The 22,323-nt window shown below is 62.4% G+C and carries 24 protein-coding genes and 1 pseudogene; 2 read left to right on the plus strand and 23 right to left on the minus strand.

Annotated features, from left to right (window positions below):
* Positions 1-34: 34 nt before the first annotated feature.
* The 16 genes and pseudogenes from argH to infC form a co-directional block, all read right to left on the minus strand.
* Entirely contained in the window at positions 35-1,474 is a 1,440-nt protein-coding gene (gene argH / locus U2H20_RS04605; protein WP_430593315.1) for an argininosuccinate lyase, read from the minus strand.
* Entirely contained in the window at positions 1,467-2,426 is a 960-nt protein-coding gene (gene argF, locus U2H20_RS04610; protein WP_430593316.1) for an ornithine carbamoyltransferase, read from the minus strand. The genes argH and argF overlap by 8 nt, the downstream gene beginning before the upstream one ends.
* A gap of 25 nt (positions 2,427-2,451) precedes the next feature.
* Positions 2,452-3,393, minus strand: a complete 942-nt coding sequence (gene argB / locus U2H20_RS04615; RefSeq protein ID WP_430593317.1) for an acetylglutamate kinase — start codon at positions 3,391-3,393, stop codon at positions 2,452-2,454.
* Positions 3,393-4,541, minus strand: a complete 1,149-nt coding sequence (gene argJ / locus U2H20_RS04620) for a bifunctional glutamate N-acetyltransferase/amino-acid acetyltransferase ArgJ (RefSeq protein ID WP_430593318.1) — start codon at positions 4,539-4,541, stop codon at positions 3,393-3,395. The genes argB and argJ overlap by 1 nt, the downstream gene beginning before the upstream one ends.
* Entirely contained in the window at positions 4,538-5,581 is a 1,044-nt protein-coding gene (gene argC, locus U2H20_RS04625; RefSeq protein ID WP_430593319.1) for an N-acetyl-gamma-glutamyl-phosphate reductase, read from the minus strand. Before argC ends, argJ begins: the two co-directional genes overlap by 4 nt.
* A 70-nt stretch (positions 5,582-5,651) precedes the next feature.
* Positions 5,652-6,296: an SIMPL domain-containing protein gene (locus U2H20_RS04630; protein WP_430593320.1), complete on the minus strand. Its 645-nt coding sequence runs from the start codon at positions 6,294-6,296 to the stop codon at positions 5,652-5,654.
* Between the two features lie 55 nt (positions 6,297-6,351).
* A pseudogene (pheT, locus tag U2H20_RS04635) lies at positions 6,352-8,819 on the minus strand (phenylalanine--tRNA ligase subunit beta).
* A complete protein-coding gene (gene pheS / locus U2H20_RS04640; RefSeq protein ID WP_430593321.1) occupies positions 8,819-9,859 on the minus strand; it encodes a phenylalanine--tRNA ligase subunit alpha in 1,041 nt (346 codons plus the stop codon). Before pheS ends, pheT begins: the two are co-directional and overlap by 1 nt.
* A gap of 60 nt (positions 9,860-9,919) precedes the next feature.
* Positions 9,920-10,858: an amino acid ABC transporter permease gene (locus U2H20_RS04645; protein WP_430593322.1), complete on the minus strand. Its 939-nt coding sequence runs from the start codon at positions 10,856-10,858 to the stop codon at positions 9,920-9,922.
* A complete protein-coding gene (locus tag U2H20_RS04650) occupies positions 10,855-11,499 on the minus strand; it encodes an amino acid ABC transporter permease (protein ID WP_430593323.1) in 645 nt (214 codons plus the stop codon). The genes U2H20_RS04645 and U2H20_RS04650 overlap by 4 nt, the downstream gene beginning before the upstream one ends.
* 74 nt (positions 11,500-11,573) lie before the next feature.
* Positions 11,574-12,464, minus strand: a complete 891-nt coding sequence (locus U2H20_RS04655) for a glutamate ABC transporter substrate-binding protein (protein ID WP_430593324.1) — start codon at positions 12,462-12,464, stop codon at positions 11,574-11,576.
* Positions 12,465-12,506: 42 nt separating this feature from the next.
* A complete protein-coding gene (locus U2H20_RS04660; RefSeq protein ID WP_430593325.1) occupies positions 12,507-13,244 on the minus strand; it encodes an amino acid ABC transporter ATP-binding protein in 738 nt (245 codons plus the stop codon).
* Between the two features lie 93 nt (positions 13,245-13,337).
* Positions 13,338-14,138, minus strand: a complete 801-nt coding sequence (locus U2H20_RS04665; RefSeq protein WP_430593326.1) for a TrmH family RNA methyltransferase — start codon at positions 14,136-14,138, stop codon at positions 13,338-13,340.
* Between the two features lie 6 nt (positions 14,139-14,144).
* On the minus strand, positions 14,145-14,528 hold the full coding sequence (rplT, locus tag U2H20_RS04670) for a 50S ribosomal protein L20 (protein WP_430593327.1): 384 nt from the start codon (positions 14,526-14,528) through the stop codon (positions 14,145-14,147).
* A 29-nt stretch (positions 14,529-14,557) separates the two neighbouring features.
* Positions 14,558-14,752, minus strand: a complete 195-nt coding sequence (rpmI, locus tag U2H20_RS04675) for a 50S ribosomal protein L35 (RefSeq protein ID WP_430593328.1) — start codon at positions 14,750-14,752, stop codon at positions 14,558-14,560.
* A 12-nt stretch (positions 14,753-14,764) separates the two neighbouring features.
* Positions 14,765-15,850, minus strand: coding sequence for a translation initiation factor IF-3 (infC, locus tag U2H20_RS04680; RefSeq protein WP_430593329.1), 1,086 nt, complete (start codon positions 15,848-15,850; stop codon positions 14,765-14,767).
* 300 nt (positions 15,851-16,150) lie between these two features.
* Between infC and U2H20_RS04685 the strand changes: the two genes are divergently transcribed.
* Complete coding sequence (locus U2H20_RS04685; protein WP_430593330.1) at positions 16,151-16,537, plus strand: DUF1844 domain-containing protein; 387 nt, start codon at positions 16,151-16,153, stop codon at positions 16,535-16,537.
* A gap of 64 nt (positions 16,538-16,601) precedes the next feature.
* On the opposite strand, the gene U2H20_RS04690 is transcribed toward U2H20_RS04685, so the two are convergent.
* From U2H20_RS04690 to U2H20_RS04720, 7 genes are all read right to left on the minus strand, one after another.
* A complete protein-coding gene (locus U2H20_RS04690; protein ID WP_430593331.1) occupies positions 16,602-17,465 on the minus strand; it encodes an SseB family protein in 864 nt (287 codons plus the stop codon).
* Between the two features lie 2 nt (positions 17,466-17,467).
* Positions 17,468-18,217: a bifunctional 1-(5-phosphoribosyl)-5-((5-phosphoribosylamino)methylideneamino)imidazole-4-carboxamide isomerase/phosphoribosylanthranilate isomerase PriA gene (gene priA, locus U2H20_RS04695; protein ID WP_430593332.1), complete on the minus strand. Its 750-nt coding sequence runs from the start codon at positions 18,215-18,217 to the stop codon at positions 17,468-17,470.
* 79 nt (positions 18,218-18,296) lie between these two features.
* Positions 18,297-18,944, minus strand: a complete 648-nt coding sequence (hisH, locus tag U2H20_RS04700; protein WP_430593333.1) for an imidazole glycerol phosphate synthase subunit HisH — start codon at positions 18,942-18,944, stop codon at positions 18,297-18,299.
* Positions 18,941-19,540: an imidazoleglycerol-phosphate dehydratase HisB gene (gene hisB / locus U2H20_RS04705; protein WP_430593334.1), complete on the minus strand. Its 600-nt coding sequence runs from the start codon at positions 19,538-19,540 to the stop codon at positions 18,941-18,943. Before hisB ends, hisH begins: the two co-directional genes overlap by 4 nt.
* Positions 19,537-20,637 (minus strand): histidinol-phosphate transaminase, encoded by a 1,101-nt coding sequence (locus U2H20_RS04710; protein ID WP_430593335.1) that lies wholly within the window; start codon positions 20,635-20,637, stop codon positions 19,537-19,539. Before U2H20_RS04710 ends, hisB begins: the two co-directional genes overlap by 4 nt.
* Positions 20,638-20,655: 18 nt before the next feature.
* Positions 20,656-20,949, minus strand: a complete 294-nt coding sequence (locus U2H20_RS04715) for a ribosomal protein L7/L12 (protein ID WP_430593336.1) — start codon at positions 20,947-20,949, stop codon at positions 20,656-20,658.
* A 96-nt stretch (positions 20,950-21,045) separates the two neighbouring features.
* On the minus strand, positions 21,046-21,375 hold the full coding sequence (locus U2H20_RS04720) for a LysM peptidoglycan-binding domain-containing protein (RefSeq protein ID WP_430593337.1): 330 nt from the start codon (positions 21,373-21,375) through the stop codon (positions 21,046-21,048).
* Between the two features lie 269 nt (positions 21,376-21,644).
* On the opposite strand from U2H20_RS04720, the gene lexA reads away from it, so the two are divergent.
* On the plus strand, positions 21,645-22,271 hold the full coding sequence (lexA, locus tag U2H20_RS04725; RefSeq protein WP_430593338.1) for a transcriptional repressor LexA: 627 nt from the start codon (positions 21,645-21,647) through the stop codon (positions 22,269-22,271).
* Positions 22,272-22,323 lie beyond the last annotated feature (52 nt).

Consider the following 22,323-nt stretch of genomic DNA (forward strand, 5'->3'; position numbering starts at 1 on the left):
GCGGCCGGATTTGCCGCAAGGGAACTCCCTTCACTCAGTGCGTTGCAGAAACTTCACCGTCGAGCGCGTTGAGCCGCGCTTCGAGGTTCGCCAATTGCGCGGCGACTGCGCTCGGTGCGGTTCCGCCGATGCCCGAGCGGCTCGAAATCGAACCCTCGACCGTGAGTACCGAACGAACTTCTGGACGCAGGTGCGCAGAAATCGCTGCGTACTGCTCGTCGCTCGGCTCGTGAAGTTCGAGACCGTGCTCCTCACAGAACTGCACGAGTTCACCGGAAATCTCGTGCGCTTCGCGGAAAGGGACCCGCTGACGCACTAACCACTCGGCAACATCGGTTGCGAGCGAGAATCCTTGCGGGGCGAGCGATGCCATCCGCTCGGTGTTGAACTCGAGTGTGCCAATCATGCCGGCGAATGCTGGCAACAGCAGCAGCAACTGCTCGGCCTGGTCGAACACCGGCTCCTTGTCTTCCTGGAGATCACGGTTGTACGCGAACGGCAGCGCCTTCAACGTTGCGAGCAGCCCGGTGAGGTCACCGATGAGGCGACCGGCCTTCCCGCGCGCGAGTTCGGCGATGTCGGGATTCTTCTTCTGCGGCATGATCGACGACCCGGTCGAGAAGCCGTCGTGGAGCTTGGCGAAGCCGAACTCCTTTGTCGACCACAGGATGACCTCTTCGGCCAAGCGGGAAACATCGATTCCGATCATCGCGGCGATGAACGAGAACTCTGCCGTTGTGTCGCGGCTCGCTGTCGCGTCGATTGAATTCTGCATTGGTTCACGGAGACCGAGCGAGCCTGCAACGAGCGCGGGGTCGAGTCCGAGCGAAGAGCCGGCGAGCGCACCGGCGCCGTACGGGGATTCGCTCGCGCGCACCCGCCAGTCGCGGAAGCGTTCGAGGTCTCGCGTGAGGCCCCAGGCGTGCGCGAGCAAGTGGTGTGCGAGGAGGACCGGTTGCGCGTGCTGCAAATGCGTGCGGCCTGGCATCGGTGCGTTCGGGTGCAGTTTGGCTTGACCGATGAGCGCCGCGATCAAGCGACGGACCTCGTGCTCGATCATCGTCGACTGGTCGAGCATCCAGAGACGAACGAGCGTGGCGATCTGGTCGTTGCGACTCCGACCGGCGCGAAGACGGCCGCCGAGGTCTGCGCCAGCGATCTCGATGAGCCCGCGCTCGAGCGCTCCGTGCACATCCTCGTCGCTCTCGGCAGCGACGAACGCGCCACTCTCGACGTCAGCGAGGAGAGTATCGAGCGCCTCGTGCATTGCGATGCGCTCATCGTGACTCAGATGCCCGGCATCTTCGAGTGCGAGGGCGTGCGCCTTCGAACCTGCGATGTCGTAGGCCGCGAGCTTCCAGTCGAAGTGCGTCGAACGCGAAAGCGCCTGCAGCTCTGGGCTCGGACCGGAAGCGAACCGACCTCCCCAGAGCGAGCCCTCATTGGTTCCGTGCTTTGCTGTCGAATCAGACATTCTGCGCTCCAGGTGTCGCGACGACCGTCTCCGAACGCTCGAGCAACCATGCCAAGAGCGCCTTCTGCGCGTGCAAACGGTTCTCCGCTTCGTCCCAGATCACGCTCTGCGGACCATCGATGACGTCACTCGCGACTTCGAATCCACGATCGGCCGGGAGACAGTGGAGGAAGATCGCGTCCTCGGCGGCGTGCGCCATGAGCGCAGCGTCGACCTGATAGGCCCCGAGCGCGGCAACGCGAACCGCCTTCTCGTCTTCCTTGCCCATCGAGACCCAGGTGTCGGTCACGACGACGTCGGCGCCGGCAACGGCAGCGTGCGGGTCGCTCGTGAGCGTGATCGAGCCACCAGTGGTCGAGGCGATTGCTTCTGCATCCGCAACGATGTCAGCGCGTGGGGCATAGCCACTCGGGAAGGCAACGCGCACGTGCATTCCAGCAGTCGCGCCCGCGAGCAGGTACGAGTGCACCATGTTGTCTGCGCCGTCCCCAAGGAAGGCGACGGTGAGACCCTTGAGCTGGCCTTTGTGCTCCTGAATGGTCAAGAGATCGGCAAGCAGCTGGCATGGGTGGAAGTCGTCACTGAGGGCATTGACCACAGGGACCCGAGTGCCTGCAGCCATTTCCTCGAGACCCGCCTGGCCATAGGTCCGCCACACGATCGCGGCTACCTGACGTTCGAGCACTCGCGCGGTATCCGAAGCGGTCTCTTTTCCGCCGAGCTGGCTGTTCGCCGTTGAAATGATGAGGGGAACGCCACCGAGGTCAGCAATGCCAACCGCGAACGAAACGCGCGTGCGCGTCGAGGACTTGTCGAAGATGACTGCGACGGTCTGTGGGCCAGCGAGCGGACGCTCGCTGAATCGCTCGACCTTCATGCGAGCCGCGCGATCCAGGATCTCCAGCTGTTCGCTCGGTGTCAGGTCGTCGTCCCGCAGAAAATGGCGCGTCATAGTGCTCCTCGAAGAGATGAATGGATCAACTGTAGTCGGCGTGTGCTTCGTCGGCAGAATCAGCGTTGCCCGCAGCGGGAGCTACGGAATCCGCGACGATCTCGGTGCCGACGCCCGTCGAAGTAAAGATTTCGAGCAGGATCGAGTGCTCTGTGCGGCCATCGATCACCGCTGCCTTATCGACTCCCCCGAGCACTGCATCGAGGCAGGCCTGCATCTTCGGAATCATGCCGCTCTCGAGCTGCGGCAGGAGCGCGGTGAGTTCGCTCGCGCTCATGTGCGAGATCAGGCTGGACGTATCGGGCCAGTTTCGGTACAGGCCGGGGACATCGGTCAGGATCACAAGCTTGTCTGCCTCGAGCGCAACCGCGAGCGCTGCAGCCGCCGCGTCCGCGTTGACGTTGAGCGAGCTGCCGGGGTCGTCCACGTCGGGCGCGATCGACGACACGACCGGGATCAGACCGGCGTCGAGCATCCGGTGCACGACCGTCGGGTCGACATCCACGACATCGCCCACCTGGCCGAGGTCGACGAGCTCGCCGTCGATGAGCACGGAGCGCTTCTTCCCTCCGAAAAGTCCGGCGTCCTCGCCAGAAACGCTCGAGGCAACGGGGCCATGAGTGTTCAGGAGCGAAACGAGCGTTCGAGACACCTGCCCGGTCAGTACCATTCGTACGACGTCGATCGCTTCCGGGGTCGTCACTCGATAGCCACCACGGAACTCACTGTGAATACCGAAAGCCTCAAGTGCTGCTGAGATCTGGGGACCTCCACCGTGCACGACGACTGGCTTGATCCCGACCGCCCGCAAATACACCATGTCCTGTGCGAAAGCACGCTGGAGTTCTGGCGAGATCATTGCGTTGCCGCCGTACTTCACAACGATCGTCGCGCCGCGGAATCGCTCGAGCCACGGAAGGGATTCGATCAGGGTTTGGGCTTTCTCGGCAGCGTTGTGCATCATCATCAGCTCGAGTAGGCGCTGTTCTCGTGCACGTAATCGTGCGTGAGATCGTTGGTGAGGATGGTTGCGGTGGACTCGCCCGCGAAGAGCTCGATCAAGATGTGCACGTCACGCGGCGTCAGATCGACCATTTCGATCGCCTGATCCGGAGTTCCGTTCGCACACACCCGCACGCCGTTGAAGCTCACCGATACTGCGTAGGGATCGAAGGCAGCGTGCGTTGTTCCGATCGCAGCGAGCACTCGACCCCAGTTCGGGTCGTTGCCGAAGATTGCTGCTTTGAACAGGTTGCTGCGAGCGACGCTCCGCCCGACTTCGACTGCGTCGGTTTCGGAATTCGCGCCCGTGACCTCGATGGCGATGTTGTGCGATGCGCCCTCGGCATCGGCTTGCAACTGTCGTGCGAGATCAGCACAGAGATCGGTGAGCGCTGCGGTGAAGTCGGCGAGGCTCGGCTGCACCGTGCTCGCACCGCTCGCGAGCAGGGTCACCGTGTCGTTCGTCGACATGCAGCCATCGGAGTCGAGACGGTCGAAGGTCGTCGCGCATGCGACTCGGAGTGCATCGTCGAGCGAAGCAGCGTCGAGATCGGCATCAGTCGTAATCACGACGAGCATGGTCGCAAGCCCCGGCGCGAGCATTCCCGCACCCTTCGCCATTCCGCCGAGCGTCCAGCCGTTTTCGCTGTGCACTGCGAGTTTCGGCACGGAATCGGTCGTCATGATGGCGCGCGCAGAATCGTGGCCATGATCACCGAGCGACTCGATCGCGCTCGTGATGCCGCGCAGGACGAGATCACGGTCAAGCATTGCGCCGATCAGACCGGTCGAGGAGACCAGTACGTCTCCAGCTCCGATGTCAAGCGCCGCTGCCGCCGCTTCTGCACTGGCATGCGTGGTTTGGAAGCCTTCCGGCCCCGTGAAGCAGTTCGCGCCACCGGAGTTCAAGACGATCGCGCGTGCGCGGCCGTCAGCGATGACCTGCTCGCTCCACAGCACCGGATGCGCCTTTGCACGGTTACTCGTGAAGACGCTCGCGGCCGCGTCGCTCGGGCCATCGTTGACGACGACGGTGAGATCGAGCGCGCCGCTCGACTTCAGTCCAGCTGCAACCGCGCCGGCACGGAAGCCCTGTGCCGCGGTCACGCTCACGGAGCGACTCCGTCAACGCTGAGCCCCAGGGTCTCTTCAAATCCGAGCGCGATATTGGCCGACTGCACCGCAGCTCCAGCTGTGCCTTTTCCGAGATTGTCGATTGCGGTGATGATCACCGCACGGCCCGCCTTCTCATCGAGCGTGACCCCGATCAACGCTGCGTTCGAACCGAGAACATCGGCGGTGCGTGGGAAGGTTCCTGGCGCGACCACGTGCACAAAGGGTTCGTGCGCATACGCCAGACTCCATGCGGAGTACAAGTCTTCTGCAGTCACGCCTTCACGAACAGGTGCGGTGATGCTCGCCAGGATTCCGCGCGCGGCCGGAATCAAGATCGGAGTGAAGGAGAGTGAGACCTGCGCTGCTCCGGCCTTCTTCAGGTTCTGGTGGATCTCGGGGATGTGACGGTGCACTCCCCCGACTGCGTAGGCCTCAGCGCTGCCGAGCAGCTCACTGGCGAGCAGGTTGGTCTTCAACGCTCGGCCCGCGCCACTCGGACCGACCGCGAGCGTCGCGACGATGTCAGTTGGATCGATGATGTCGGCCGCGATCCCCGGCGCGAGGCCGAGCGTGACCGCGGTGACGTTGCATCCGGGTACGGCGATACGACGTGCGCCGCGGAGTTCTCTCCGTTGCGTCCCGTTCTCGACGATGAGCTCGGGCATGCCGTAAGGCCAGCTGCCACCGTAGCCCTCACCGTAGAACGCTTCCCAGTCTTCTGCGCTCTCGAGACGGTGATCGGCGCCGCAGTCGATGACGAGGGTCTCGGCCGGAAGCTGCGCTGAGAGCGCGGCACTGTGCCCGTGCGGCAAGGCCAAGAACACGACATCGTGGCCGTCGAGCCGCTCTGCGCTGGTCTCAACGAGCGCCAGGTGAGCCAGGGATCGAAGCCCGGGGTGCACGTCGAGCAACGGCTTCCCGGCGTTCGCGTTCGCAGTCACCGTGACGACGTCGAACTCAGGATGAGCGGAGAGGAGGCGCAAAAGCTCGCCACCGGCGTATCCGCTCGCGCCGGCGACTGCTACTGAAAGTGGCATGGCTCTAATCTACCGCTGCTCGACATACTCGTTTGGGCCACCCTGAGCGAACAGTGCACGGGCGAGTGCCCTATTCAGCGTGGAACTCTGCTTCGATCTGGAGGCGGACCGAGATCTCATCTCCGGTGAACTCGAAGCCGCCCGAGGTGTCTGCCATCGCGCTGCGCATCAGATGCAGCTTCGGCTCGGGAGTGTCGCCGCTGTGCAGGCCCGCATCTGCAACGACGTGCAGCTTCGGTGTCGTGAGCCCAGCAGCATGGGCGAAGTCGCTGGCTGCTGTCACCGCATCGTGCACCGCGGCCGCTCGGACCTCTCGCCCTACCTTGACCCGCGTTTCGTCGCTCAAGGTCCACTCGATATTCGGCACTCGCACGGTCTCGTTCGAACCCAATTGAGCGATCCATACTCCGAGCGCTTCGAAGTCGCGGAACGACACAGCGATGCGCGAGGACGCCACGAAGATTCGCTTCGTCGGCTGACCATCACCCACCCACTGATCTTCGTGAGCGACTCGCACCGTGCCCGCGATCGTCTTGTCCGCCTGCGTTGATGCTTCGAATGCTCGCGCATCTGCCAACACTGCAGCATGGCTTGATTGGGCGCTCGCAATCGCGGCCGCAGGATCGTCGGCTTCCGCCCGAATTTCGACATTGACCGTTCCGACCTCAGCCGCAATTCGCTGCTGAGCGGCACCTCGCACCAGGATCTTGACCATGCCACAAGACTAAGTCAGCACCGTGCGAAACGCACGGTGCTGACTGAGACGGCAATTATGCCCTGAGCTTCGCCCCGAATGCCTCTGTCGCTGCGGCGAGCCCAGAGAGCTTGGCCTCACTCGCCTCCGCGGCTGTCAGGGTGCGATCAGGCGCCCGGAACCGAAGCGCGAACGTCAGCGACTTCTCGGAGTCGTCGAGACCCTGGCCGCGGTAGTCATCGACGAGCGAAATGTGCTCGAGCAGAACGCCCGCTCCCGTGCGAACGGCTTCCAACACAGCGCCCGCCGGGATGTCTCGATTCACTGTGACCGAGAGGTCCTGCGTCGCCGCCGGGAACACGGTCAACGGTGCGGTCTCTCGAGTGCCAGAACTGTTCGCGAACACTGCATCGAGGTCGATCTCGACAACAATCACTCGCTGCGAAATATCCGCTGCCTCGGCGACTGACGGCAGCAGTTCCGCGGCATAGCCGACCGCGACACCGTTGAGTGAAACCTCGGCGCAGCGACCAGGGTGTGCCCATGCCTGCGACGACTGCTTGACCGTGAAATCGACACCGAGCGCGAGCGCGATCCGGTCGACCGCGTCGAGCGCATCGCCAAGCGCGAAGGGCTCAGCCTGCTGCGCCGGCTGCTTCGAAACACGGTTCCCGACGAAGAGCGCCCCGACCATCGTGGGCTGAGCAGGAACGTTCTCGAGTTCACGCAGCTTCTCGGCGCTCGGACGGACGATGCCAGAAGGAACTTCTTCGGTGCCGTGGAGCGCGAAGGGCAGATAAATCTTGCCAATCTCGAAGATCGCGACGTCGGTGAGACCTCGCGAACGATTACGCTGCGCCGTCTCAAGGAGTCCGGGCACCATGCTCGTGCGAAGGAACGGGCGTTCACCATCGAGCGGATTCTCGAGCTTGACGGCAGGGCTTCCAATGAGGTCCCTCTGGGCCGCCGTCACGAACGGGTACACGAGCACTTCGGTGAGGCCATTGGCAGCCAAGGTGTTGGCGAGTCGGCGTCGTGCGCTCTGCTCCGGCGTGAATCCTCGACCGGGTGGAGCAACCGGCAGGATGCTCGGAATGCGGTCGTACCCGACGATCCGAGCAGCTTCCTCGATCAGGTCTTGTTTCGTGTGCAGGTCTGGGCGCCACGAGGGCACCGTGGCAACCAGAGCTTCGAGGTTCGACTCGATCGTCGCGCCGATTGCGACCAAGGCTGCCTCGATCTCCGCGTCCGTGTAGTCACCGCCTGTGAGTGCCTGCACGGAGCCATGAGGCAGCGCGATCGATCGAGCTTCGAACTCGGCGAAGACCCGAGCGCCAAAGGTTTCGTCGAGCGTTCCCCCTGCGTGCTCGACGAGCAATTCAGCGACTCGAGCTGCAGCTGCGTCGATCACGAGCGGGTCGACCGAACGTTCGAATCGCTTCGATGCCTCACTCGGAAGCTTGTGCCGCCGAGCAGTGCGAGCGACAGACACTGGGCCGAACACCGCGGCCTCAATGAGGACGTCCGTCGTGGCCTCGGTGATCTCCGTGTGGAGACCGCCCATCACACCAGCGAGACCGATTGCTCCGGAGTCGTCTGCGATGACGAGGTCCTCAGGATGCAGGGTGCGCTCGGTGCCGTCGAGCGTCGTGAGCTTCTCCCCGGATTCGCACGACGTACCGTGATGCCTCCGTTGAGCTTGGCCAGGTCGTAGCCGTGAATCGGCGCACCGAGTTCGAGCATGACGTAGTTCGTGATGTCGACCGCCACCGAAATCGAACGGATGCCGGCAAGACGGAGACGGTTCTGCATCCATCGTGGTGACTCACGAGTCGGGTCGATTCCGCGAACGACGCGAGCGACGAAACGCTCGCAGCCAACCACTCCGCGAACAGGTGCCGAGTCTTCGAGCGAAAGCGGGAAACCTGAAGGCGAAACGACGCCGAAGCGTGCAGCGGGATCGGTGAAGGCAGCGCCGGTCGAGTTCGCGTACTCGCGTGCAACCCCGCGCATCGAGAGCACATACCCTCGGTCCGGCGTCACATTGATCTCGACCGCGACGGCGTCGAGCCCGAGGAGGGAAAGCGCGTCCTCCCCAGGGGTTCCTGAGAGACCGAGCTCGCGCAAACGAAGAATGCCATCGTGTTCGTCGCCGAGACCGAGCTCGCGCGAGGACGCCATCATTCCGTCGGAGATGTGGCCGTAGGTCTTGCGTGCGGCGATGGTGAAGTCACCGGGAAGCACTGCGCCGGGCAAGGACACGACGACGAGATCGTCGCGCTCGAAGTTGCTCGCACCACAGACGATGCCGCGTGGCTCCGCGTCACCGGTGTCGACCTGGCACCAGCGGATCACTTTGCCGTTCTTCTGCGGTTCCTCGACGAAGTCGAGCACTCGACCGACCACGATGGGGCCCTGCAGCTCACCGCCGTGGATGCCCTCTTCTTCTAGGCCAACACGAACGAGCGCCTCATGCACTGACTCGGGGGTCACATCGTTCGGCAACTCGACGTACTCGCCGAGCCAATCCATTGGGACGCGCATCAGACCACCATTCCAAACTGCTGTGAGAACCGAACATCGCCTTCGACCATGTCGCGCATGTCGTTCAGGGCGTAGCGGAACTGCAGGGTTCGTTCGATACCCATTCCGAACGCGAAGCCCGTGTATTCCTCGGGATCAATGCCTGCGGCACGGAGCACGTTCGGGTTGACCATTCCGCAACCACCCCATTCGATCCATTGCGGGCCGCCCTTCGCGCCCGGATTCCACACGTCCATCTCAGCGCTCGGCTCCGTGAAGGGGAAGAAGTTGGGGCGCAAGCGGATCTTCGCTTCAGCACCGAACATCTGACGCGCCAAGTGCTCGAGCGTGCCGCGCAGGTTCGCCATGGTGAGGCCCTTGTCGATCGCAATGCCCTCGAGCTGGTGGAACACAGGGGTGTGTGTTGCATCGAGTTCGTCTTTACGGAAGACCTTGCCCGGTGAGACGACGTAGACGGGCAGCTCGCGAGTCAGGAGCGATCGAATCTGTACCGGGCTGGTCTGCGTGCGCATTACGAGATGGCGGTCGAGCGGCTCGACGAAGAAGGTGTCCTGCGTGCTTCGCGCGGGGTGGTCCGCGTCAGTGTTGAGCGCGTCGAAGTTGAACCACTCGTGCTCGAGTTCTGGCCCCTCGGCGACTTCCCAACCCATACCGACAAAGATGTCGCTCATCTGCTCCATCAGCATCGAGAGCGGGTGACGGGCGCCATCGCGCTGCTTCCGCGCAATCGCGGTGACATCAAGGCGCTCGGCTTCGAGCCGCGCTGCCACCTCGGCCTCGGCCAATTCAGCCTCGCGCTCCTGCAGTGCTGCGGCGACTTGACCGCGGCCCTGGCCGATCAGCTTGCCGAGTTCGGCCTTGCGTTCGGCTGGCGCATGACGGAGCGTTCCGTTCAACGCGGCGAGCACCGATTTCTCACCGACGTGCGCACTACGGGCAGATTTCAAAGCGGCAGTCGAGTCAGCGGCGCGGATCGCATCGATCGCGTCTGCGACAGCAACAGCAACGCCCTCCGGGGTAATTTCAAGCGAGTCAGACACGAGAGACGAGTCTACTTGCTCAAAAACCCGGAGGGCGTCGAGGGTTATTGAAAAAACCGCTTAGGGCTTCGGCTTCTGATCTTCCTCGTTGAGCGCGTCACGCTCGGATGCATCGAGATCGACCTTCTGCGCTGCGAACAACTCGGTGTTCGTCGTCTCGTGCAGGAGAGCCGCGGTCGGTGCTGGAGCGTTGACGACTGCACGCGAGCGCTCGGTGCGCTTTTGCACGACCGTCGCGAGCCAGGAGAGCAAAATACACAGCACGATGTAGATCGTTCCGACGACGATGATCGACGGGATGATCGGGTTGCCCTGCTGGCTCATCAAGAAGCGAGCCTGGTAGAGCAATTCGTTGTACGTGATGATGAAGCCGAGCGCGGTGTCCTTCAGGGTGACGACGAGCTGGGCGATGATGACCGGCATCATCGATCGGATCGCCTGCGGCAGAAGGACGAGCGACATGACGCCCGACTTCCGAAGCCCGATCGCGTACCCGGCTTCTCCTTGTCCCTTCGACAGCGATTCGACACCAGCTCGAATGACCTCCGAGAGCACTGAACCGTTGTAGATCACGAGGGCGATCACCACCGCAACGTACGGCGACATCGAGACACCGATCGTGGGCATGCCGTAGTAGAGGAGCATCATGAGGATCAGCACTGGGATAGCACGGAAGATCTCGATGATGCCGATCGCGGGAACCCGAATGAACTTGTGGTCCGAAAGGCGGGCGATCGCCAGGATGAACCCCAGGATCAGTGCGCCCACCGCGGCGGCGGCAAATGCGACCATCGTGCGGCCGAGCGCCAACCCGATGTCTTGCCACACCTTCGGGTACTGGAAGATCTGCCACTTCGCCGCCGAGAACTGTCCGGTGACGAACAATCGGTAGACGATGAAGCCGATGATGGCTGCGACGACGATGATCGTCGCAACTCCGAGAATCTTGTTCCGGGCGATCGCCTTTGGACCGGGAACGTCGTAGAGCACAGAGGTCATCGCGCGATCCTCCACTTCTTCTCAAGCCGCTGTTGCAGGAACGAAAGTACGAGCACCAGGACGACGAAAATGAGAGCGACCCAGAGCAGAACGCCCATCGCGTTCTCCCCTCGTTCGCTCAAGGTGTTTCGGATGTTTCCGAGGTTCACGACCGAGAAGCCTGCGGCAACCGTCGTGTTCTTCAGCAGAGCGATGAAGACGCTCATCATCGGAGGGATCACCGAGCGTGCAGCCTGTGGAAGCACGACGAAGCCCATGACCTGCCCGAACGACAGGCCGATAGCTCGAGCGGCCTCCGCCTGCCCAACAGGGACGGTGTTGATGCCGGAGCGGATGGTCTCGGCAACGTAAGTTGCGGTGTAGATACCGAGCGCGAGAATCGCGAGAACGACGTAGCCCTTGAAGTCGATGATGACCGGGATACCGAAAGCAAAAACGAAAAACACGAGGGTGAGGGGCGTGTTTCGAATGGTGTTGACGTAGGCGGTTCCGACTGCGCGAGCGATCGGAACGGGAGAAACTCGCATCGCACCGACAATGAAGCCGAGCACGAGTGCCAGGAGCCCGCCACCGAAGAACAACTGCAGTGTTCCGATGAACGCCGGCCACCAGATGTCGACGTTGTCAAGGATGATGCCCATTGGCGTCGCCCCTTCCTCAAAGAGTGAATTGTGGCGGCGTCCCACGAGGGAACGCCGCCACAAATGGTGTTGGTTTAGTAGTTGTCTACTTCAGGCTGCTCGACCGTCGTGCCGGAGTCTCCGAGGTTCATGTCGAAGATTTCGGTCCAGATGTCGCCACCATTGGTCAGCGTCTCGTTGAAGTGCGTGCGCAGTGCGTCGTCACCCTTCGGGAGGCCGATTCCGTAGTTTTCAACCGTGAATGGTTCGCCAACAACCTTGAGGTTGTCTGGGTCCTGAGCTGCGTATCCGATGAGGATTGCTGCGTCAGTCGTGACCGCGTCGACCTGACCGGTCTTCAGTGCTTCAACACACTGCGAGTAGGTGTCGAACTCGGTCGGGGTCGTGTCAGGGAAGTTTTCCTTGATGTTCTGGATCGGGGTCGAACCAGTCGCCGAGCAGACGTTCTTGCCAGCAAGGTCGTCTTCGCTCATGATGTCCTCGTTGTCCGAGGCAACCAGGAGGCCCTGGCCGGTGACGAAGTACGGTCCAGCGAAGTCGATCTGGTCCTTGCGGCCATCAGTGATCGAGTAGGTGCCGACGTAGAAGTCGATGTCACCGTTCACGATTGCCTGCTCGCGGTTCGCCGAAGGGATCGCCTTGAATTCGATCTGGTCGGCGTCGAAGCCGAGCGATGCAGCCATCCAACGAGCGATGTCGACATCGAAGCCGGTGCGCTCACCGGTTGCTGCGTCGAGGAAGCCGAGGTTTGGCTGGTCTTCCTTCACACCGATGACGATCTTGCCATCGGATTCTGCTGACTCCCACGTGGGTGAGTCAGCAAGGGTGAAGTCAGAAGCAACTTCGTAAGGCGCGTCGCCGCCGCCGGCACCGCCGCCGCCTTCGGTGTCGCCAGCACAGGCGCTCAAAGTGAGTGCTGCTGCCGTACCCAGGGCAAGTGCGCCCCAGAGTCGTGATTTACGCATATGCGTGGTCTCCTCAGTGTTGTGCGTTGGGAAGGGTAAGTCTTAGTTGGTGATGAGCTTCGCGAGGAAGTCGCGGGCACGCTCCGTGCGAGGGTTCGTGAAGAACGCCTCTGGGGACTGGTCTTCGAGGATCTCGCCATCTGCCATGAAGACCACTCGGTCTGCGGCCTTGCGGGCGAATCCCATTTCGTGGGTCACGACGATCATCGTCATGCCGTCTTTCGCGAGGCCGACCATGACATCGAGGACCTCGTTGATCATTTCGGGGTCGAGCGCGGAGGTCGGCTCGTCAAAGAGCATGACCTTCGGCTTCATCGCAAGTGCCCGAGCAATGGCGACACGCTGCTGCTGACCACCGGAGAGCTGCGCTGGGAGCTTGTTCGCCTGGTGTCCGACACCGACGCGATCGAGCAGCTCCTTCGCTTCTTTCTCGGCCTGTGCACGGCTCAGCTTGCGGACCTTGATCGGGCCGAGGGTGACGTTCTCAAGGATCGTCTTGTGCGCGAAGAGGTTGAACGACTGGAACACCATGCCGACGTCAGCACGCAGCGCAGCGAGCGCCTTGCCTTCTTTCGGGAGTTCTTTGCCGTCGATCTGGATCGACCCGGAGGTGATCGTCTCGAGGCGGTTGATGGTGCGACACAGAGTCGACTTGCCAGAACCCGACGGTCCGATAACCACGACGACCTGACCACGATCAACCGTGAGGTTGATGTCTTTCAGAGCGTGGAACTCACCGTAGTGCTTTTCGACATGGTCGATTTCGACGAGAGGCTGCATGGATAGCAGTAGACCACATCTGAGGGGCCCGAATGCGCGGAAACACCCAAACCGTAATGAACACTTTACTTGGAGTGAGCCCCGCTCACGTGGCTACAGGGATCGCTGTGCGAATGCGCTCTGATACAGACACACGCTCGCCGCCGTTGCGAGGTTCATCGATTCGGCGTGGCCGTAGTTCGGTACGGCGATGCTCACGTCGACGACATCGAGCACTTCCTCGGGAAGCCCCCGGGCCTCGTTGCCGAACACCCAGGCACTTCGTGGCTCCAGCGAACCCGTCTTGACGGCCTGCAAAAGATCGTCGCCGGCGATGTCCGCAGCGAGGATTTGCTGCCCTCGCGCTTGGCAGGCATCGATCGCGGTCTGTGTCGAGACACCGATCACGATCGGGAGATGAAACAGGGAGCCGGTGGTCGCCCGAACGACCTTCGGATTGAAAACGTCGACGCTCGAAGCGGTGACGATCACCGCATCGGCGCCGGCTGCATCGGCGACGCGGATGATCGTGCCGAGGTTTCCGGGGTCGCGGATTTCGTGGAGGATCGCGACGAGCTTCGATTCCGCGGTGACGGCAGCATCGAGCGAGGTCGGGAACTGCTTGCACACTGCAACGACGCCCTGGGGCGACACCGTATCGGCGAGGGATTCCAGGACACGATCAGAAACTTCGTGCACTCGAATCTGACCCCGAATGGACGCAACGATGCCGTGCACGCGTTCAGCGGCATCGGCAGTGACGAACACGTCTTCAATGCAGTCTCGACGGAACGCGACGGCTTCGGAAAGCGCCTGCGGTCCCTCCAAAAGGAACAGCCCGGTCGAGGACCGGGCTGTTCTCTTCTGAAGTTTCGAGGCCGCGCGCACAACTGCGGCGCGTGGATTCTCGATCATGCGTTGTTACGCCGTTGCCTTTGCAGAGGTGTCCGCTGGCAGTGCTGCCTTTGCAGTTGCAACCAGTGCCGCGAACGTCTCTGGGTTGTTGACTGCGAGGTCAGCGAGGATACGACGGTCAACCTCAACGCCAGCCAGGTTCAGGCCCTGGATGAGACGGTTGTAGGTCAGGCCGTTTGCACGCGATGCAGCGTTGATGCGCTGGATCCACAGGCGACGGAATTCGCCCTTCTTCGCACGACGGTCGCGGTATGCGTAAACGAGCGAGTGCGTGACCTGCTCTTTTGCCTTGCGGTACAGGCGCGAACGCTGTCCGCGGTAACCCTCAGCGCGCTCAAGGATGACCCGACGCTTCTTGTGGGCGTTAACCGCCCTCTTTACTCTTGCCATGATTTCGTATCTCTCTTAAATATCCGCGGTTAGCTTGCGAGCAGCTTCTTGATGACCTTGGCGTCAGCAGGCGACACAACCTTGTCGCTGTTGAGGCGGCGCTTCTGGACCGAGGACTTGACCTCGAGGTTGTGGCGCATACCTGCCTGCTGCTTGCGGATCTTGCCGCTACCGGTCACCTTGAACCGCTTTTTTGCACCGGAGTGCGTTTTCTGCTTTGGCATTGGGTGTTCTCCTTATTCGGATGCGGGCTTGGCGGCAGAGTCTGCCGGCTTGGCCGCGGGCTTCGCGGCAGGCTTGGCTGCCGACTTCGCCGCGGGCTTCGCGGCTGGCTTTGGGGTTGCGGCGGCTGCCGCAGGCTTTGGCGTCGCGGCCGGCTTGGCAGCAGCTGGCTTTGCGGCAGCGACCTTGGCTGCGCCAGCCTGCGATGCGGCTGGCTTCAGCGTCTTCGGCGCTGGCGCCTTGACCGGCGTCGTGCTCGACTTTGCTGCGTCCTTGTCGGCGCTCGTCGCGCGAGGAGCCTGGCTCTTCGCTGCTGCGGGCGCCTTCGAGGCTGCAGGAGCCTTTGCTTCGCTGACCGGCTTCGACTCTGCTGGAGCCTTCGTCGCTGCGGGTGCCTTCACCGGCTCGGCGGCCTGTGCAGGCGCCTTCGCTGCCGCAGGAACCTTTGGCTGTTCCGCCTGAAGTTCTTCGGCCTCGGACTGGCGCTGCGCACGGTTCTCAGCCTGTCCGCGGCGACGCTCCTGGTTCGCAGCACGCTGCTCGGCACGAGCGGCATTCTGCTCGGCCTTTGCATCGCTCTTCGAGCGGATCGGTCCGACGATCATCACCATGTTGCGACCGTCGATCGTCGGGTTCGACTCGACACTGCCGAATTCCGCGACGTCTTCTGCGAAGCGCTGCAGCAAACGGACACCCTGCTCCGGGCGGGACTGCTCGCGACCGCGGAAGAGGATCATCGCCTTGACCTTGTCGCCGGCCTGCAGGAAGCCCTCAGCGCGCTTGCGCTTGGTTTCGTAGTCGTGGTCGTCGATCTTCAGGCGAAAGCGGACCTCTTTCAGGACCGTGTTGGCCTGGTTGCGTCGCGCTTCTTTCGCTTTCTGCGCCTGCTCGTACTTGAACTTACCGAAGTCCATGATCTTCGCCACGGGAGGCTTCGACGTCGGGGCCACCTCGACCAAATCGAGATCGGCTTCCTGGGCAAGGCGAAGTGCATCCTCGATCCGGACTACACCGACCTGCTCGCCACTTGGGCCAACGAGGCGGACTTCCGGGACGCGGATGCGCTCATTCGTGCGGGGATCGCTAATAGCGTGCTCCATTCAATTCGTACGTAGTAAAGGCTCCCGACGCTCGTGAGAGCACAGGGTACGAAGAGAGGACTTGCACGATAGCTCGCGCTACGCCCTGGCTGCCAGTCACACCGAGCAGTATTCGTGCTCGTATCGAGCAGCATTGCTACTCGTACTGAGCGGATGTTGCTGCTCATTCTGACTGGCGGGGCGCCAACAACCCGGTAACCTGAGATGCGGTCGCGGGTGGGAGAGTCTCCACTTCGAATCGGGCAAAAGCCCGAAGTCCATAAAAGACTATCAGAGCAAGAGCCCGAGGAGAAGAAGAGAATGACGGATTCCAGCAATACTGAGCAAAACACCGTACGTTTTGACGCCACGACAGACCTGGACGACGAAAACTACGCTCGTGATATTGCTGAGGTCCCAGCCTCCGAGCTCATCACCACAGTCTCGGTACACCTCTTGAGCGCCGCGGCGGTCAAGGTCGGGCTCGCCGACGACCCCGAGCAGCAAACCGACCTCGACGAAGCAAGAAAGCTCATCACCGCTCTCGCAGGCCTCGTCACCGCTGCCGCCCCAGAAATCGGGGGGCACCACGCCGCTCCCCTGCGAGATGGACTGCGCTCCGTGCAGCTCGCGTTCCGCGAAGCGTCCTCACACCCGGACGAGCCAGGAAAGGGCCCGGGCGAAAAGTTCACCGGACCCGTCAACTAGTTCGCGAGCGATCCTGTCGCCGGCACCTCAGTGCCGGAGACCGAGATCGCCGAGATTCGAGCACTCAGGCTCCGCGAGAGCGCCGAAACCCAAATCGGCGCCGCGGGGCCTGTTCTTCGTTCGCAAAGCGCAAGGAACCATCCGGTACGGCAAACGTCGATTGCTCACGAGCTCCGCGCCACTGCCGTCGCACATCGATCTCCGTGAGCCGTGCCAGCACGAGCGGATCTGCACTGAGGTCGAGAATCAGGGCGTTGAGGTCGTTCTGGAGCGTTGCCGCGACCTTCGGCCGCTCCAATTCAAGTTCGATCACGAATTCGCTTCCAGCCATGCGTGCACTGGGGTCCTCGTCATAGAACGCGCACTGCAGCACCCCCGGGGTGGAGAGAATTCTCGTCGCCAGCGCACGATGCAACTGCGCATCGTGAATCGGGGAGATCCAGGGAGTGCCGGCCAACAGCGCCTCGAGCGCTGGACGACGCAACACGAACTCGGTGTCGGTCGTCGGATCGAGGATGATGCGCTTCGTCTCGGATTCGAGCCCGGCAGCGGCAACCCGCGCGATCTCGATCGGCACAGGTCGTGCGACCGGATTCCAGGAACGCATCGCGGTCGCGCTCGAGAAGACAGGAAGAATCGGTCGGCCGTCGGGTGCTTCGACCGTCACGATCGAGAGCTCCTGCGTCTTGTCGACGGTCTTTCCCGTCGCCGTCACACCGAGATCCCCCGCCTCTGCGATGAGCGGGACGAGGAGTCGAACATCGCGAAGCGAGTCGACGACCGCCTCTTGCCGACCGTCCTCGGCAAACCGCCGCATCGCCGCGGCGAATGCCGGAGGAACCGAGCCGTCATCACCGGCGAAGGTGGTGTCGTGCTGGAAGGAGCGCCCCTCCCAGGGCACGCCGGCGGAGTCAGTGGCACCAGCCACGATTAGTCTCCGGCGACGTCGAGAGCAGCAGCGAGAGTGAATGCCTGCTCGTACAGTGCCTTGCCGACGATCGCACCCTCGAGTCCATACGGAACGAGCGCACGCAGCGCCGCGATGTCATCGAGCGTCGAAACTCCGCCGGATGCGATGACTGGCTTGTCGGTGACTTCGAGCACCTGCTGCAGCAATTCGATGTTCGGCCCGCGCATCGTGCCGTCCTTTGTGACATCGGTGACGACATAGCGAGCGCAGCCAGCGTCTTCGAGACGCGCGATGACATCGAAGAGCTCGCCGCCGTCTTTCGTCCATCCGCGAGCAGCGAGCGTGTGACCGCGAACGTCGAGACCGACCGCAACCTGCTCCCCGTATTGCGCAATCACGTGACTCGTCCACTCTGGGTTCTCGAGAGCAGCGGTACCGAGGTTGATGCGCTTCGCACCAGTCGAGAGTGCATCTTCCAAGGACTCGTCGTCGCGGATGCCGCCCGAGAGTTCGATCTGCACATCGTTACCGACCGCACGAACGACCTTGCGGATGATGTTTCGGTTCTCACCGCGGCCGAACGCCGCATCGAGGTCGACCAGGTGAATCCATTCGGCACCCTGTCGCACCCAGTCGTGCGCGGCGTCCGCGGGAGTTCCGAACGAAGTTTCGGTTCCGGCGCGACCCTGGACGAGGCGAACCGCCTTGCCGTCGGCGACGTCGATCGCCGGGAGCAGCGTGAGTGCAGGAGACTGCGAGAAGTCAGTCATGATCCTCTTTCTTGATGTGAACGCTTGATGCTAGCGAATTCCCGCTGGCAACGGTGCGCTTGCGCGCTCGAACGAGTTGTCAGGAGCTGCGCAGGGAATCGACCCAGCGCGTGAGGAGACGCAGCCCCGCCTCGCCGGATTTCTCCGGGTGAAACTGAGTTGCGCTCAACGGGCCGTTTTCGACCGCGGCAACGAAATCTTCCCCGTGGTTGGACCACGTGACCATCGGCGGACGGATCCGAGGGTGCGGGTTCAGCGTCCACGTCTTGGCGGCGTAGGAGTGCACGAAGTAGAACCGTTCGTCTTCGAGCCCCTCGAAGAGCACTGATCCCTCGGCCGGACGGATCGTGTTCCATCCCATGTGCGGCAAGACGGGAGCATTGAGCTTCTCGACGGTGCCAGGCCACTGCGCGAGGCATTCCGTCTGTTCGCCGCCCTCGACACCGTCATCGAACATGACCTGCATCCCGACACAGATTCCCAGAACGGGCCGAGAACCAGCCAAACGTCGCTCAATCAGCTCGGGAGCGTTCACCGCTCGCAAGGCTTGCATGCAGCTCGCGATTGCACCGACTCCCGGCACCACGAGACCATCGGCCTCCATGACGCTCGTGCGATCGCTCGCGAGCGTCACGCTGGCACCGGCCGCTTCGAGCGCCTTTGCAGCCGAGTGCACATTGCCACTGCCGTAATCGAGCAGTGTCACCGTGGGAGCGCCAAGGCTCACAGCAAGCCCTTCGTCGAAGGAATTCCGCTCACACGAGGGTCTGGCTCGATTGCGACGCGGAGTGCGCGAGCGAACGCCTTGAACTCCGCCTCAGCGATGTGGTGCGGATCGCGACCACTGACGACGCCGACGTGCAGGGTGAGCCGAGCGTTGAGTGCGATCGCTTCAAAGACGTGGCGGACGAGCGAACCCGTGAAGTGGCCGCCGATGCGGTGGAACTCGAACCCCTCCGGCTCGCCCTCGTGCACGAGAAACGGGCGACCTGAAATATCGACCACCGCGGTCGCAAGCGCCTCGTCGAGCGGCACGCTGGCATCGCCGTATCGTCGAATCCCGGACTTGTCGCCAAGCGCTTCGAGCAGCGCGATGCCGAACGCGATCGCCGTGTCTTCGACGGTGTGGTGCACATCGATCTCGGTGTCACCGGAAGCGTCAACAGTGAGATCGATCAGCGAGTGCTTCGACAACGCAGTCAGCATGTGGTCGAAAAACGGCACGGTCGTGTTGATCGTGCTCTCACCCGTTCCATCGAGGTCGAGCGACAGAGAAATCTTGCTCTCACTGGTTTCTCGAGTGAGAGATGCGGTACGGCTCATACTTCAATCCTAGGCGCGCCTCCGGGCCCCAGCGCACGCAGTGCGTCGAGAAAACGGGTGATCTCCGACTCGGTGCCCGAACTCACTCGGAGGGTGTTCGGGATGCCGACGTCTCGAACCAGGATGCCTGCCTCGAGAAGCGCCTCGAATGTAGCGTGAGGATCGCGCACTCCCCCGAACAGTACGAAGTTCGCTGCCGATTCATGTGGCTCGAATCCGAGCGCCCGAAGTTCAACGATCAACCGGTCGCGTTGATCGCGCAACGAGCGAACCGTTGAGAGCATGGTCTCGGAGTGCTGCAAGGCGGCTCGCGCCGCAGCCTGAGTGAGGGCGGACAAGTGGTACGGAAGGCGGACGAGCCGGAGCGCATCGATCACCGCCGCATCTGCCGCAAGGTAGCCGAGACGGACGCCTGCGAAGGCGAACGCCTTGCTCATGGTCCTCGAAACCAGCAGTCGTGGACGCCCAGGCAGGAGCGTGAGCGCGCTCGGGGTTCCTTCTGGCGCGAACTCGAAATACGCCTCATCGACGACCACGATTCCTGTACTCGCCTCGTAGACCGCTTCAATCACCGCGTTGGGGAGCAGCGTGCCGGTCGGATTGTTCGGCGTGCACAGAATGATGACGTCAGGATCGTGGTCACGCACGATCTTCGCGGCCTCGTCCGGCTCGATGCCGAAGCCCTCAGCCCGGGGCTCCGCGATCCATTCCATTGCAACGCCGTTCGCCTGCAGCGGGTACATCGAATAGCTCGGGGTAAAGCTCAGGAGTGATCTGCCCGTGCCGCCGAATGCCTGCAGGACGTGCTGGAGCACCTCGTTGCTTCCATTGCCCGCCCAGACTTGTTCCGGCTGGATTCCGTGCCCGAGGTACGAGGCAAGCGCGCCGCGAAGTGCAACGAACTCACGATCGGGGTACCGGTTCAGATTGGGAATCTCGTGCGCGAGTGCCTCGACGATCGTGCGCGCAACCTCTTCGGGGACTCCGAAGCTGTTTTCGTTGACATTGAGGGCGACGGGCACATGCACCTGGGGCGCGCCGTACGGGCTCAAGCCACGAAGGTCGTCACGGATTGGCAGATCATCAAGAGAGGTCACCTGCTCATCGTAGAACGGCTACAGGCGGTCGACGAATTCCTTTGCTTCGCGGAGACCGACGCCAGTCTGCTCTCGGTACGCCTTGATGGCTTCAATCTTCTTGCCCTGGCGAACGAGATCGAGAATCTGTGGGCTCGCCCCCGAACTACTGCTTTGGATCTGCTGTGCGGCTTCATGCGCCCACGGCTGCTGGAGATCGGCAGGGTTGATGTCGAGCAGCGCCTGCATCGCGGCAACTTGCTGTTCTAAGGAGGAGACGCGCTGCTGAAGCTGCGCGACCTCGCGACTCGAATCTTTCGCAAAAAACATCATGCACTCAGCGTAAGGAGGACTGCTGAGAAAACAACGGGAGTGGAGCGCCCCTCTTCGTTTTGGGAGCGTTCAGTGCCGGTTGCGCGAGCGGCCGACCTACTTTGTGTATTCGAGTGGGATGAAGAGTGATTGACCAGGCTGCAGCGCGCCGCTGACATCGTTCAACTGCGCGATCTCAAGGATGACGTCGCGAGTATTTGCGCTCGGTGCGACCTCGTTCGCGATGTCCCAGAGCGACTGGCCCTGCATCACCGTGATGGATTGGTAAGCGACATCAGCGCCGGCTTCGGTTGCCACTGCGCTCTGGGCTTGTACACCGAGCAGAGCACCGACCGCAAGGACGGGAACCGCGATGACCAATGCCAGCGCACGACGACCGCGCGCGGTGATCTTCAAGTGACCGACTGAACCAGTTGTTCGCGACATGATGCCTACTTTCTTCAAATCATTTCGAGTGGGAACCTCGGCCGGGAGGCCCCCACTCGAAACTCTGTTTCGAACATATCTTCGACTGCGAGCGAACGTCAAGACCTTTTCAGAGAAAAGAACGCATTTATTTGCGCAACACTCGAACATTCGTTTGATCCGGGAACGAATTGCCGGATACAGTTTCGATAGTTGTATTGAAGCGTGAACCACCGACATTGCATCGTCGCGACGAGCATCGGCACCGGACACAGACGAGAGCGGGAGCGATGAAGCGAGAATTAAGCGCGAAGCAGCAGCAGATTCTTGCCTGCATTCAGCACTCCGTGGCGCAGCGCGGATACCCGCCGAGCATGCGAGAGATCGGCGATACCGTCGGCCTCTCTTCGCTCTCGAGCGTGACCCATCAGTTGGGCCAGCTCGAGTTGGCAGGCGCGATTCGTCGTGACCCGAACCGCCCTCGGGCTCTGGAAGTGCTCGTGGAGACCGTGCAGGAGCCGGAATCGATCGTGCGCGCGGAAGAGACCGCTTACGTGCCGCTCGTCGGTCGTATCGCCGCCGGTATTCCGATCACCGCGGAACAGCAGGTCGACGAGATCATGCCGCTCCCCCGTCAGCTGGTCGGCAATGGCGACCTCTTCATGCTGAAGGTCGTTGGCGACTCGATGATCGACGCCGCCATCTGTGACGGCGACTGGGTTGTCGTTCGACAACAGCAGACCGCAGAGAACGGCGACATCGTTGCGGCAATGCTCGATGAGGAAGCGACGGTCAAGGTGTTCCGGCAGCGAGACGGCCACACCTGGCTGCTCCCGCGAAACTCCGCATTCGAGCCGATTCTCGGTGACGCAGCGAACGTCCTCGGCAAGGTCGTTGCCGTGATGCGCTCCGTCTGACCACTCTCACTCTGTTGCACGAGGCCATGTGCCGCTGCACACGAAAGAACGG

This window comes from Humidisolicoccus flavus (assembly GCF_045689595.1).
Lineage (GTDB): Bacteria > Actinomycetota > Actinomycetes > Actinomycetales > Microbacteriaceae > Humidisolicoccus > Humidisolicoccus flavus.